The sequence below is a fragment of the Mucilaginibacter lacusdianchii genome (assembly GCF_009770985.1).
Lineage (GTDB): Bacteria > Bacteroidota > Bacteroidia > Sphingobacteriales > Sphingobacteriaceae > Mucilaginibacter > Mucilaginibacter lacusdianchii.
Genome location: NZ_WSRW01000001.1, coordinates 230223 through 243301 on the forward strand (window position 1 = coordinate 230223; position 13079 = coordinate 243301).

Consider the following 13079-nt stretch of genomic DNA (forward strand, 5'->3'; position numbering starts at 1 on the left):
ATTTAGTGGTTCATGAATTTTAGCGGCGGTAATACAACCGTTCTAAAATCATGAACCACTTTTTATTTGTAAAATGAAGCATTTAATTGTAGTAGCCGGCCCTACCGCCATTGGCAAAACTGCAGCTGCCATTGTGTTGGCACAGCATTATCAAACCGAAATTATTTCGGCCGATTCACGGCAGTTTTTTCGTGAAATGTCTATCGGTACTGCCAAACCATCTCCCGAAGAACTGGCTACTGTAAAGCATCATTTTATTGACTCACACTCAGTAACCGAGCCATTTAGTGTTGGCGACTTTGAACGTCAAGGCATTAATTTACTGGAGAAACTTTTCACTACTCATGATATAGCAGTGATGGCTGGCGGTTCGGGCCTTTACATTAAAGCAATTTGTGAGGGGTTTGATGATTTACCACAGGTCGATCCGGCTATCCGCGAGAATTTGAATACGGAATTCGATCAACAGGGTATTACTTATTTACAGGAAAAGTTGAAGGTAGTTGACCCTACCTATTTTGAGCAGGTAGACCAGCACAACCCGCAACGATTAATAAGAGCCCTTGAAGTTTTTGAAAGCACCGGTTTGCCTTACTCATCATACCGCAAAGGCACGCAGCAGCAAAGGCCGTTCAACAATATTAAAATCGGACTGGACATGCCGCGGGAGGAATTATACGAGCGCATTAACCAGCGGGTAGACGTAATGATAACGCAGGGATTGGTAGACGAAGTAAAAAGCCTTTTACCCTACCGGCATCTGAATGCTTTAAATACGGTAGGCTATTCAGAGATATTTGACTACTTAGATGGCAAAACCGATTTAAATACTGCCATTGCCATGATCAAACAAAATACCAGGCGATTTGCCAAGCGGCAACTCACCTGGTTCCGTAAAGACACGGATATAAAATGGTTTCATCCTGCCGATATAGCAGGCATAGAGGGTTACATTGATACTAAGCTTGCTGAACAGCCAGCTTCTTGATGCAAGTTTCCAAGCTATCGCGCCAGTATGGAATTTCGATACCGAAAGTGCTTTTAACTTTGGCTTTATCCATTACCGAGTAAGCAGGACGAACGGCACGGGTAACGTACTCGGCTGTACGCACCGGAAATACTTTAACCGTAGTGTGCGACAAATCAAAAATAGCCTTAGCAAAATCATACCATGAGGTTACGCCTTCATTGCTGAAGTGATATATACCGTATTTGCCAGCGTTTGATTTAATGATGGTAAAAATACATTCTGCTAAATCAATAGCATAAGTTGGCGTACCTATTTGATCAGCAATAATTTTCAGCTCTTCTTTTTCTTTACCTAAACGCAGCATGGTTTTCACAAAATTGTTACCATGCTCTGAATATAACCAGCTGGTGCGCAATATATAATGTTCGGGTAAAAGCTCGGTAACGGCTTGTTCGCCTTCTAATTTGGTTAAACCGTATACGCTGATTGGGTTGGCCTCATCAGTTTCAACCAATGGGTTTGCCGAGTTGCCCTCGAAAACAAAATCGGTAGAGATATGGATAAGTACAGCATTATGTTCCTTACATAAGCGGGCCAGGTTAGCAGCGCCGTCTTTGTTCACCTTACGGGCCACATCAACATCATCTTCGGCTTTATCAACAGCGGTGTAAGCTGCGCAGTTGATGCAATAAGCTGGCTTTTGTTCGGCAAACAATTTTTCCAGGGCTTCAACATTCAGGATATTAGCTTCATCTTCTACCGGAAAATAAATATCCGTGATATGTTGTTCGGCCGCTACCTGCTTCAAACAGTGCCCTAATTGGCCCGAAGCGCCAAAAACTACAATTTCGCTCATGTCAGTTTAATATATTATTTTTTTAGATGCCCGAATAGTTCATCTTCGACAATATTACAAATAATATGTCCAATTAAAATATGCGATTCCTGAATACGTGGTGTCGTAGTTGAAGGAACTTTAATACAAATGTCACATAAATCGGCCATTTTGCCACCGGTTTCACCAGTCCACCCGATAGATTGTACGCCGCGGGCTTTGCAAATTTCCAATGCCTTAAGAATATTAGGTGAATTACCGGATGTTGAAATAGCAATAAATACATCTCCAGCATTGCCATGAGCTTCAATTTGGCGGGCAAACAAACGCTCATAACCGTAATCGTTACCAATACCGGTTAAGATAGAGGTATCTGTTGATAAAGCTATAGATGGAATGGCTGGGCGATCAAAATTAAAACGGCTTACAAACTCGCCGGATATATGTTGCGCGTCAGCTGCGCTACCGCCGTTTCCGGCTAACAACGTTTTTTTCCCGTTTTGATAGGCTTGGGTAATTAGCTTTGCAGCTTGTTCAATTTGCTGGATGAGGTGACTGCTGCTTAGGATAGATTGTTTAACCTGTATCGAAGCTTCAATTTGAGATTGTATAGTAGATTGCATGTAGGTAGATTAAGCCGAGTAAATGTAATGGAAAATTAGGTTTTATTCTTCAACGCCGAATAACTCCGCTTTTACCATTTTGTTTGATACAATGAATATATTATACTGCACTTGTTTATTCACAACTGCTTAATAGATACAGCTTAGTAAATTAAGCAGTTGTGAAGATTGAAAATAAGTCTATTTTGATTAACCCTAATTATTAAAATTTTTTCATAAACGTTTAATAAAAACAGACATAATATCACAGAGCTTCAATATTTTAACCACAAAGCAACAATACACGAATACCTTCATTTATTTTACAAAATTTCACACTTAGCTAAGTTTTTATTGGTAATATTGTAATGAATAACGTCTTTTTTTCATCAACTTACAAGTATCTGTAACAAAAGTGTGCAATATAGCGTTTAGGTGTAATGAGGGTGTGAAATAAATTGCAGTTGTAATTAGTTATAAGATTAATCTATCTAATAATCATTTACTTACAATTTATATAAAACCGTTGGTTTACTTCACATGTTACAGCATCTGATTTTTTAAGAAGATACAAACAATTCAACATTTTAACCAAGTAATTTTCACTTTGAATTATAATTTCATCGGTCAATGAATATCAAATTATCACACATTGCAGTTACATGCTCAGTCGCGTTGCTTTTTACAGCTTGTAAATCCAACAAACGTTTGGGTGGCTTTTACAATGTCCCTACCGTAAAAACAAGCGTACAATCGCTTAATGCCATGGCTCCTCCGGGAATGGTTTTTGTTCCTGCCGGAACTATTTTAGAAAAAGACCCTGTTATTCCGGTTGACAGCACCATGGCGGCCGATACCACTAAAAAGACAGTTAGCTTAAGTGCCTTTTTTATGGACCAAACAGAAGTAACCAACAAGCAATACCGCACATTTGTGGATTGGGTAGCCGATTCTGTTGCAATCACTGATTATATAAAAGACCCTAAATATTTCATCATCACCAAAAGTGAATTAAAAGGTAAAGGCAAAAATGCTGCTGCCGTTACCGTAGATTCGACCAAAAGAATTAACTGGGCAAAAGTAGACGGCTCTGCACCACTTTGGAAAAGTAAAGATCCGGCTATCATGTCTAAACTGATGGGGCCACTTTACACCATTATTAATGGTAACCCGGTTTTAAATCAGGATGCGGTTAAATACTCCTTTACTCACTTAACTGCAGATTTGGGTGGCAATTCAAAATACGTTACCGACTATATTGCCATATTACCTGATTTAAAAGTTTGGTCGAAAGATTTCCCTAACTCACAAATGGAAGTTATGGATAACAACTACTACACCAACAGAGGATATAATGACTACCCGGTAGTAGGTGTAAACTGGAAACAGGCCCGCGCTTATACCGACTGGCGCAGCAAAACCATTTACCGGTTGGTAGGTGTTAACTCGCTTATCAAAACTTTAAACCTGCAATTTAGCCTGCCTACTGAAGCACAATGGACTTACGCAGCATCTAAATCTGTAAAACAAGAAGATATGGATAAAATGGCGTCGGTTGAAGTAAAGGATAAAAAGAAAAAGGTAAATAAACTGGCTGTTAACTTTAAACAGCAAGAAGGTGATTATAATGAAGACGGCGGTACCTTTACCCTTCCTGTTAAATCATACGCACCAAATGCGTTAGGTATTTATAACTTGTTAGGTAACGTATCTGAGTGGACATTAGACGCTTTCAGCCCATCATACAAAGAACTGGTACACGATTTGAACCCTGTATTGTTATATGATGCTGATGATAAAGAAAGTGAAGTAATGAGACGTAAAGTGGTTAGAGGCGGTTCATGGAAGGATAACGCCAGCCAATTAAATCCATCTACCCGTGGTTATGAATTGCAAAATACCAGCCACTCTTATATAGGTTTCAGATGTGTAATGGCTGCTCCGGATATTATTCTGGAACAATCTAAAACACGGAAATTTGCTAAGAACTAATTTTAGATATTCCATTTAAGTAAACGTCACCGTTTTAGTTTTAAATACTACCAAACTAACGACCACAGATGAAAAATTTAGCTTATAAAATTTGCGTATCGGGCTTATGTGCATTAAGCCTTGCCTTTGTAAGTCATCCGGCCGATGCTCAAAAAAAGTCAAAAGCCAGAACTACTAAGTCAACAAAGTCACGCACAACTAAGGCCAGAACTACTAAATCGGCCAGCATTCCTGTAGACAATACTCCTGCTGTTCCGGTTGATCAAACCAGTGCACAGTTACCTGCAGATACGATGGCTCAAGACCAGATGCCGATTGATACTATCACCCCTATTGATGGTTTCATAAGAAACGCATCTTTTAACAATGCTAAAGCGTTTGCATATCCACCGGTTGATAATACCAACGTTAAATTTTATAAACGTGTATGGCGTGATATTGACACCAAAGACAAAAAGAACTACATCTTTGATGCGCCCGGAGCTACTTTAGCTGATATTGTGCTGGAAGGTGTAAAAACCGGCAAATTAACCGCCTATGAAGCCAGCATGACCAATAGCGATAATACATTCGCTAAACGTTTATCAGTAAGACAATCCATGTCAAAATTACAAGACAGCGCGATGGTTGACCAGTATGATAAAGACGGTAACAAAATTGGCTCAAGAATGGTATTGAACGATTTTAATCCTGAAAGAATTACTAAATTCAGAGTTAAAGAAGACGTATACTTTGATAAAAAACGCTCATTAGTAGTAACCCGTATTATTGGCATTGCCCCTTTGATGAGTGTTCAAGCTGGTGGTCAAACCATTGGTGAAACCCCTGCTTTCTGGCTGTACTTTCCACAATGCCGCAACTTCTTTGCTACTAAAGACGTGTCGGATCCAGATCGTAACCTTTATGATACCAGCATGGACGACATATTTGTACAAAGAAAGTATGCTAGTACTATTGTAAGGGCCAGCGGCGCTAATGGCAACACTATTTCCAGCTCTGCACTAGCACAAGCAGGTACAATTGCTACCGCATCACCCGAGGATGAAGCTAAACAAAAAGCAGAAAACGCCAAACTAGTAGAAAGCAAACTGCAAAACTACAAAGAGAACTTATGGCAATACAAGGTGCAAACCAAGGCTGAAAAAGAAAAAGCGGCAAAAAAAGAAAAAGCACCAAAGGAAAAAACTGAAAAAGCTGCTAAAACAGCTAAAACAGAAAAAGCTAAGGCCTAATAGATAAAACAGGCCATTAAAAAAGGGGATGCATAATTTGTATCTCCTTTTTTATTTTTAAACCTATAATAGCCATAAACTAATGGTTAAATATTAATAAATTATTAATTATTCAACACATAGTTATTTTTGCTAATAAACTTTAGATTTTTCCTTATCTTTAGTAGAAATTTCACTCTTTTAACATATTTGTGCTATTTGCTCGGCTGCTGTAATTTGCAGTTATTGATACTATTTTACCTGACATAAAATAATTTACTGATATGACTGACATTCGCCCACTTTTAAACGACGATGCCAAGTTTTCGGACAAAGGTTATTACTTTGAATTCCCGATACGAAGAAGATCAAAAGCTTTAGAAGCTAATGCTTATTACTTCGGAAACACCGAATGGGCCGAAGAGTACTTAACTTATTGCCATCGCAGTGATACCTTTAAAAGCAGGTGGGCAGCTGCTACCGGCGACTGGTCGGGTAAAACAGTGATCGATATTGGCTGTGGCCCCGGCAACATTTATGCAACGCTTCAGGATAACGGAAAACCTGCGTATTTGATAGGCGTAGACGTAGCACCAAAATCGCTGGAACTGGCGGGACAATTAGGTTATACGCCGGTATTGGCTGATGCACATAATCTTCCCTTCAAATCGGGCATTGCTGATATTGTTGTGCTTAATGCCGCATTGCACCACTGTGAAAACATGGACGCTGTGTTAAAAGAGGCTGCCCGTTTGGTAAAACCCGGAGGCGTATTAGTAACTGATCACGACCCACAATTTAGTGCATGGAACTATAAAGGCGCAGCTAAATTGCTTTGGAACATCCGCCTTTTGTGGTACCGCGTAACAGGGCATGGCTTTCATAAAACATCAGAACAGCAAAAATGGGGTTTAGCGTGTGAAATTCATCACAAACCTGGCCATGGTGTAAAAAAAGAGATGTTTGAAAGCGTCTTAGAACCACATGGATTTGATGTAAAGGTATATCCGCACAACCATGATCTGGGTAAAGAAGTACTGGCAGGTAATACCGGCAAAGCCGATTTAAAATACCGCTTAGGCAATATCCTATCTGGCCGTAATCCTTCATCCCTTAACAGCGCGTTAACACTTATGTGTGTAGCAAAAAAAGCTGTATCGCCTTTGTACTAAACAATATTATAAACAAAAAAGCCCGGCATTGAGTGATCAAGCCGGGCTTTTTTGTTTATAATAATAATTTTAAATAGCAGTTAGCGCATAATTTGCTAAAAAGTCTTGATAGGCTAATTTAATGCCTTCAGGCAAATCAATAGTATGTTTCCAACCTTGGCTATGCAACTTAGACACATCCATAAGCTTGCGTGGCGTACCATCTGGCTTAGAGGTATCATATTCAATGATCCCTTCAAAACCAACAACCTGTTTTACCAGCTCGGCTAGTTCTTTGATGCTTACATCTTCGCCTGTGCCAATATTAACCAGGCCAGGTTCATTGTAGTTTTCCATCAAGTAGTAACAGGCAGCAGCCAAATCATCAGCAAACAAAAATTCACGTTTAGGAGAGCCGGTACCCCAAATAGTTACAGAAGACAATTGCTGATCCTTAGCTTCATGAAACCGGCGTATCATTGCCGGTAACACGTGCGAATTTTGCGGATGGTAGTTATCGTTATAGCCATACAAGTTAGTAGGCATCACCGAAATATAATTACACCCGTACTGATCGCGATAAGCATCACACATTTTGATACCTGCAATTTTAGCAATGGCATATGGCTCGTTAGTTGGTTCCAGAGGTCCTGTCAATAAGTAATCTTCCTTCAAAGGCTGCGGGGCCATTTTAGGATAAATACAACTTGAACCTAAAAACATCAACTTTTTAACACCATTCAGGTATGACGAGTGAATGATGTTATTTTGTATCTGAAGATTATCGTACAAGAATTCGCCACGGTAAGTATTGTTGGCTATTATACCACCTACTTTTGCTGCTGCCAAAAAAACATATTCAGGTTTTTCTTGCTCAAAAAAATCAGCAACTGCTTGTTGATCGCGCAAGTCCAGTTCGGCAGATGTACGGAAAACAAAGTTAGAAAACCCTTCCTGCTGCAGTTTGCGATGAATAGCCGATCCCACCATCCCGCGGTGACCGGCTATATAAATCTTTGCTCTTTTTTCCATCCACAACTTATTATTCAAATTGATTTTTGATTTGATAACCCGAGTCTTTCAGTAATTTTTCGCGCTGGAACAGATCAACGTCTGCCGCCACCATTTCACTTACTAAACCTTGAAGGTCGTATTTAGGTTTCCAGCCCAATTTAGTTTGAGACTTGGTTGGATCGCCAATTAATAAATCTACCTCGGTAGGTCTGAAATATTTAGAATCAACTGCAACAACTTCTGTACCTTCAGCTACCTGGAAATCCGGGTTACTGCAGCTTACAACATATCCTTTTTCATCTGCCCCTTCCCCTTTAAACTCTACCTCGATGCCTACTTCCTGGAACGCCAAACGCACGAATTCGCGTACGAGGGTGGTTACGCCGGTGGCAATTACAAAATCTTCTGGTGTATCTTGTTGTAAAATCAGGTACATAGCCTCTACATAGTCTTTAGCATGGCCCCAGTCGCGCTGTGCATCCAGGTTACCCAGATATAACTTATCTTGCAAGCCCATAGCTATCTTAGCTACTGCACGGGTGATTTTACGGGTAACAAAGGTTTCCCCTCTTAGCGGGCTTTCGTGATTGAACAATATTCCGTTGCAGGCATAAATGCCATAAGCTTCGCGGTAGTTGACAGTAATCCAGTAAGCGTACAGTTTAGCTACAGCGTAAGGTGAGCGGGGATAAAAAGGTGTAGTTTCTGATTGTGGTACGGCTTGTACCAAACCATACAACTCAGAAGTAGAGGCTTGGTAAATGCGGGTCTTTTTCTCCAATCCCAGGATGCGGATAGCTTCCAGCAAACGCAGGGTACCAATGCCATCTGCATTGGCAGTGTATTCAGGAGTGTCGAAGCTTACCTTCACATGCGACATGGCACCCAAATTGTATATCTCATCGGGCTGTACTTGCTGTATTATACGAATAAGGTTGGTAGAATCACTTAAGTCACCATAGTGAAGAACCATTTGGGGGCTGTCTTCGTGCGGATCTTGATACAGGTGGTCAATACGATCGGTGTTGAACAACGATGACCGACGTTTAATGCCATGTACCTCGTACCCTTTTGATAGAAGCAACTCAGTTAAATAGGCACCATCTTGGCCTGTGATCCCAGTAAGCAGGGCTTTCTTTTTCATTCGTAGTGATGTTTTGTTTTAATGATTTAGTGAATATATAATAAACAGCTTCCCAATACTCAATGTAATATGTTAATTAAAGGTTGATGCCGCAGGTGCTTCGTTTAGTAAAAAGTTATTTACAAACTCAGTCATTACGTTATCTATATTAAGATATTTAAGGGCATAACGGCGGGCATTTTCCCTTTTGCGTTCTATTCCTTTTGTGTCGGTTTTTATTTTCAAAATGCTATCAGCAAGCATTTGTGCATTTTCAGGTTCAACGATATAGCCTAAATCGTGCTTACTAATTACGCTATGCAAAGTGGTGCCTGACGAACATGTTACCACGCTGATACCTCCAACAGCCAAAATAGTAGTTAGTTTCGATGGCATGACCAAGTCACCTGCATTAGCTTTTTGTAAAATCATGTGAAAATCTGCCATATTTAAAAACTCGTTGAACCTTTCTTTTTCCTGCACAGGCAAAAAATCTAAATTTTTTAACTGCTTTTCCTCAGCCAGTTGAATTAACTTTTCTTTGTAAGGCCCCGAACCACAAATGATAAATTTAACATTATTATCCGACTTTAAATGCTCGGCTGCTTGTATTATGCCTTCCAGCCCCTGTTTTTCACCAATGGCCCCCGAATACAAAAATACATAATCATCTGATTTATAACCCCATTGCTGTTTTAAGGATTGTTTATTGAGTAATGGTGAGAAAAAACTTGTATCGGCCCAATTAGGGAACATTATTACATCACGATCAACCTTAGCCTTTATTTTGTTAATCATTCCGTCTGATATACTGCTTACAAAATCGGCACTGGTCAGAATTTTCTTTTCAATTTTATACAGACGATTAAAAAGCTGACTGCTCGACAACATATTTAAATCTTGTGCCGCTTCAATCTGCAAATCTTGAATATGATACAAAAGTTTTCCACCTTTTCTGTTGCGGTACATCAATCCTAAGTATGCTAAATGAAAGGGAGGTGCAACAGTAATAATCAGATCAAACTTCCGGGCTGAAAAAAGGAGTTTTAATATTATCCAGAATTTTGATGTCCAGAATGATAAGTCCTGCACCATACGCTTCTTTCCGGTAGGATTATTAGGCACATACAAAGGACAGCGGTAGATAGTAATCTGACCTCCGCTCTCCGGGTATTTAACTATTTCTTTTTTATACCAATTGCTATTGTAGGGCTTTTGTACCTTCCAGTATGGATAATATGGGTAAGTGGTTACAATAGTACAATCATATCCAGCCCGGGCCAGCCATTCCATCATCTCGCCATTATATTTACCTATGCCGGTAGGCTCAGGGTAATAGTTATGGCTGATTAAAAGAATCCTCTTATTTTTCATCTAAGGCTGCTTTCTGTTATTATATATAGTTCTTTATAACAATAAAAAACTAACTGTATCAATATTTATTAAAATTATCCCGCCACTGTTTCTAAACTTATCATTCAGAAACCTCTTAAAATACAATTATCTTAAATGTAAACCAACTTTATTATAAAAATTACAATTTAATCACCATCTTGGTTTTATATATATAGCAGGGTTGCCTCGGTATATACCATTGCTTTCTAAACTATTTGTAACCGTGCTGGTTGCTACCACCACGGTGTCAGCTCCTATATATACGCCTGGTGCTATAAAACAAGAGGCACCAATCCAAACGCCGTCTTGTAATGTTATAGGTCCATTACGATATGGCATGGTCGGATCTTTAAAATCATGATTGCCACCACATAAAAAGGCTCGTTGTGATATACAAACGTTACTGCCGATGGTTGCTTTCTCAAAATTCAAGATGCACACCTCCTCTCCTATCCACACATCACTACCTAGCTGCAGTTTCCATGGAAAGTGAATGTTTACTCGAGGCTTAATGATAATGCCTTTGCCAACTTTTGCACCAAATAGCCTCAAAAAAGCCACCTTCAATTTATTGGGATAAGGCATGGCTGATAAAAAGAAGATCATCTTAACGGCATACCAAACAATCTCTTTAAGCTTGCTGGCACCGCGGTTAAAGCTAGACGGATGAAAATCATTGAGCTTTACGCGGGATGTATATTTCAGCGTATCGTTCATGAATGTCTTTATTTTGCATGTGAGTTACCCTTCAGGTTTTCTTCCTCAACCAGTCGCATGGCTACCAGCATTTCCAGCATGGTTCTTTGCAATGTATAGTGCCATCCGGCCCATCCGTCAAAAATTAACCCTTTAACAAATAACGAGTAGAAAAACACAAATATGGGTGCAACCACTTTATTCTTACGCACTTTTGAACTAAATCCTAGTGTTTCAGGATCGGCATTTAAAAGTTTGTCTGACTCTTTTTGTGAGTATTTTGCCTGATTGCTTAACCAGCGGGTTAATGATTTACGGTCGTCATGCAGAATGATAGATTTGTAAACGCCGGTATCGCCATTAATGCGCAAACGCTGTGTATGGCCGTCATCATAATAGGAACAAAACTCTTTTTTAAACAATACTGGCCTTGGAGTAGTGTTGTTACCTTTCAACTCTTTACCAAATACCAGAAATTTGAAATTAGTATCATAAGCTACCTTATCGTCAGCTTGTATAAAACGCCTGGTTTCGGCAATAAACTCATCAGTCAGTACATAATCAGAGTCTAAGCTCAATATCCATTTGCTATCTGCCAAAGACAGGCCGTAATTCCACTGACCGGCATGCGTATCAAAAACCCGTTGCACCAGCGTTACGTTTGGAAAGGAAGCAGCTATAGCCAGCGTTGCATCAGTACTAAAGCTATCTACAATTACTACTCTGTCAAGCCAGGTGAGTTTTGCCAACACTCTTTGCAGATTAGGTTCCTCATCTTTTGATAGTATTACCGCTTGCAATAATTCGGGCTTAACAGTCTCCATAATATTTACAAATATACACAGTTTTTCTCAGCTATTGACACATTATATACCTGTAGAACCGTCTTAAGGAAGGTAATACAACATGATATATTACTTATTAGTTATTATTTTATCATATTCTGCCGCATACTGCGCTATAAGTGTTGCTTCAGAAAAGTGGCTTTCAATAATGCTTCTTCCATGATTGCGCAGGTGGAGTAATTTATCCTGATCAGCTTTTGCTTCAGATAATTTTTCACTTACATCAGTGGCATCCAGAGAGGTTACCCAGCCTAAATTTTGCTTTGCGACAAAGTCAGACAAGGCTACATCTTGTGATACCAGCACTGCAGTTCCCATGTGCAAAGATTCAACAACCACGTTGGCGAAATTTTCATTAAGCGATACCAATACAAATAAATCAGCGCTCATTAGCTCCGTAAATTTTTCTTCGCGGCTTTTCCAACCCAGCCATTGAACACTGGAAGCGATATTCAGCTCATCAGCTAATTGTTTAAGTTGTTGGATATACTCATCATCGCCGCTACCCGCAATTTTGAGTTGTGCAGGAAATTTAAGTTGACTGATGGCATGAAAAAGTATTTCGATACCTTTTTTGGGATGAATACGCGACATGAATAGCAGCGTAAACACTTGGTTATCTGAGTGCGTAATCGGGACGTCGGGTAATGATATAATATTCGGTAATACAAAACCTTTCCATCCGCCAATCAGTTCCCGGCATTCCTTATACTCGGCCGGTGCTGTTGCATGGAAATAGCTTTTTGCCAGTATGCTGCGCCCAAACAAATTATGCATCATTTTTTTGGCCTTGCTGCTACCAGAATTAAAAATATAATGGCTTAGCATCCCACGAGGTGCAATAATTACCTTAGCACCTTTAGTTAAACATATTTTGGCAGCTACCATTACCAGTATGTTCCACCAGGAGTGGATGTGTACAATATCGTATTCTTTAACCGTTTTAAACAATTGTTCCCACAAGGCAGGCGAAACGTGGGTGGGATCTTTAGTAATACGTTTAAAATAAGTAACCTGCACACCATCCACATTTAGTGTGCTACCGGGTGCAATATCTAATTCTTGCGGCCCGTTGGCGGTAGTTGTGTAAACATCAACCGTATGCCCTTGTATAACCAATCCTTCGCATAAACGTGCTACCGATTCAATCGGCCCTCCATAAATGTAAGCTGGCTTGTAAGATGGTACGATGTGAAGTATTTTCATGCAGGTTAATGTATGCTTGGAGTAATGTTACGTGTTGTT

Annotated in this window: 12 protein-coding genes; 4 read left to right on the plus strand and 8 right to left on the minus strand. The window is 39.7% G+C overall.

What is annotated here, in order from left to right; all coding sequences use genetic code 11:
- Positions 1-73: 73 nt before the first annotated feature.
- Entirely contained in the window at positions 74-988 is a 915-nt protein-coding gene (miaA, locus tag GPM24_RS01080; RefSeq protein WP_158824896.1) for a tRNA (adenosine(37)-N6)-dimethylallyltransferase MiaA, read from the plus strand.
- Here miaA and rfbD read toward each other — a convergent pair.
- Both rfbD and GPM24_RS01090 read right to left on the minus strand, forming a co-directional pair.
- Complete coding sequence (rfbD, locus tag GPM24_RS01085; protein WP_158824897.1) at positions 960-1826, minus strand: dTDP-4-dehydrorhamnose reductase; 867 nt, start codon at positions 1824-1826, stop codon at positions 960-962. The two genes, miaA and rfbD, sit on opposite strands and share 29 nt — an antisense overlap.
- Positions 1827-1840: 14 nt before the next feature.
- Positions 1841-2428, minus strand: a complete 588-nt coding sequence (locus GPM24_RS01090) for a D-sedoheptulose-7-phosphate isomerase (RefSeq protein WP_158824898.1) — start codon at positions 2426-2428, stop codon at positions 1841-1843.
- A 609-nt stretch (positions 2429-3037) separates the two neighbouring features.
- Between GPM24_RS01090 and porK the strand changes: the two genes are divergently transcribed.
- From porK to GPM24_RS01105, 3 genes are all read left to right on the plus strand, one after another.
- Positions 3038-4399 (plus strand): T9SS ring complex lipoprotein PorK/GldK, encoded by a 1362-nt coding sequence (gene porK, locus GPM24_RS01095; protein WP_158824899.1) that lies wholly within the window; start codon positions 3038-3040, stop codon positions 4397-4399.
- A gap of 68 nt (positions 4400-4467) precedes the next feature.
- On the plus strand, positions 4468-5631 hold the full coding sequence (gene porN, locus GPM24_RS01100; protein ID WP_158824900.1) for a type IX secretion system ring subunit PorN/GldN: 1164 nt from the start codon (positions 4468-4470) through the stop codon (positions 5629-5631).
- A gap of 263 nt (positions 5632-5894) precedes the next feature.
- Entirely contained in the window at positions 5895-6782 is an 888-nt protein-coding gene (locus GPM24_RS01105; protein ID WP_158824901.1) for a class I SAM-dependent methyltransferase, read from the plus strand.
- A gap of 69 nt (positions 6783-6851) precedes the next feature.
- Here GPM24_RS01105 and fcl read toward each other — a convergent pair whose 3' ends face one another.
- The 6 genes from fcl to GPM24_RS01135 form a co-directional block, all read right to left on the minus strand.
- Positions 6852-7793 carry a GDP-L-fucose synthase gene (gene fcl, locus GPM24_RS01110; protein WP_158824902.1) on the minus strand — a complete coding sequence of 314 codons (942 nt, stop codon included), beginning with the start codon at positions 7791-7793 and terminating at the stop codon, positions 6852-6854.
- A 10-nt stretch (positions 7794-7803) separates the two neighbouring features.
- Positions 7804-8919 (minus strand): GDP-mannose 4,6-dehydratase, encoded by a 1116-nt coding sequence (gene gmd / locus GPM24_RS01115; RefSeq protein WP_158824903.1) that lies wholly within the window; start codon positions 8917-8919, stop codon positions 7804-7806.
- A 72-nt stretch (positions 8920-8991) separates the two neighbouring features.
- Positions 8992-10272, minus strand: a complete 1281-nt coding sequence (locus tag GPM24_RS01120) for a WcaI family glycosyltransferase (protein ID WP_158824904.1) — start codon at positions 10270-10272, stop codon at positions 8992-8994.
- A gap of 171 nt (positions 10273-10443) precedes the next feature.
- A complete protein-coding gene (locus GPM24_RS01125; RefSeq protein ID WP_158824905.1) occupies positions 10444-11010 on the minus strand; it encodes a WcaF family extracellular polysaccharide biosynthesis acetyltransferase in 567 nt (188 codons plus the stop codon).
- An 8-nt stretch (positions 11011-11018) separates the two neighbouring features.
- On the minus strand, positions 11019-11813 hold the full coding sequence (locus tag GPM24_RS01130) for a glycosyltransferase family 2 protein (RefSeq protein WP_158824906.1): 795 nt from the start codon (positions 11811-11813) through the stop codon (positions 11019-11021).
- Between the two features lie 90 nt (positions 11814-11903).
- On the minus strand, positions 11904-13040 hold the full coding sequence (locus GPM24_RS01135) for an XrtY-associated glycosyltransferase XYAG1 (protein WP_158824907.1): 1137 nt from the start codon (positions 13038-13040) through the stop codon (positions 11904-11906).
- Between the last annotated feature and the right edge of the window lie 39 nt (positions 13041-13079).

Coding starts and splice junctions, on each gene's coding strand:
- fcl (WP_158824902.1), bottom strand. CDS start 7,793: ATGGAAAAAAGAGCAAAGATTTATATAGCCGGTCACCGCGGGATGGTG.
- GPM24_RS01105 (WP_158824901.1), top strand. CDS start 5,895: ATGACTGACATTCGCCCACTTTTAAACGACGATGCCAAGTTTTCGGAC.
- miaA (WP_158824896.1), top strand. CDS start 74: ATGAAGCATTTAATTGTAGTAGCCGGCCCTACCGCCATTGGCAAAACT.
- GPM24_RS01120 (WP_158824904.1), bottom strand. CDS start 10,272: ATGAAAAATAAGAGGATTCTTTTAATCAGCCATAACTATTACCCTGAG.
- GPM24_RS01125 (WP_158824905.1), bottom strand. CDS start 11,010: ATGAACGATACGCTGAAATATACATCCCGCGTAAAGCTCAATGATTTT.
- GPM24_RS01135 (WP_158824907.1), bottom strand. CDS start 13,040: ATGAAAATACTTCACATCGTACCATCTTACAAGCCAGCTTACATTTAT.
- GPM24_RS01090 (WP_158824898.1), bottom strand. CDS start 2,428: ATGCAATCTACTATACAATCTCAAATTGAAGCTTCGATACAGGTTAAA.
- GPM24_RS01130 (WP_158824906.1), bottom strand. CDS start 11,813: ATGGAGACTGTTAAGCCCGAATTATTGCAAGCGGTAATACTATCAAAA.
- rfbD (WP_158824897.1), bottom strand. CDS start 1,826: ATGAGCGAAATTGTAGTTTTTGGCGCTTCGGGCCAATTAGGGCACTGT.
- porK (WP_158824899.1), top strand. CDS start 3,038: ATGAATATCAAATTATCACACATTGCAGTTACATGCTCAGTCGCGTTG.
- porN (WP_158824900.1), top strand. CDS start 4,468: ATGAAAAATTTAGCTTATAAAATTTGCGTATCGGGCTTATGTGCATTA.
- gmd (WP_158824903.1), bottom strand. CDS start 8,919: ATGAAAAAGAAAGCCCTGCTTACTGGGATCACAGGCCAAGATGGTGCC.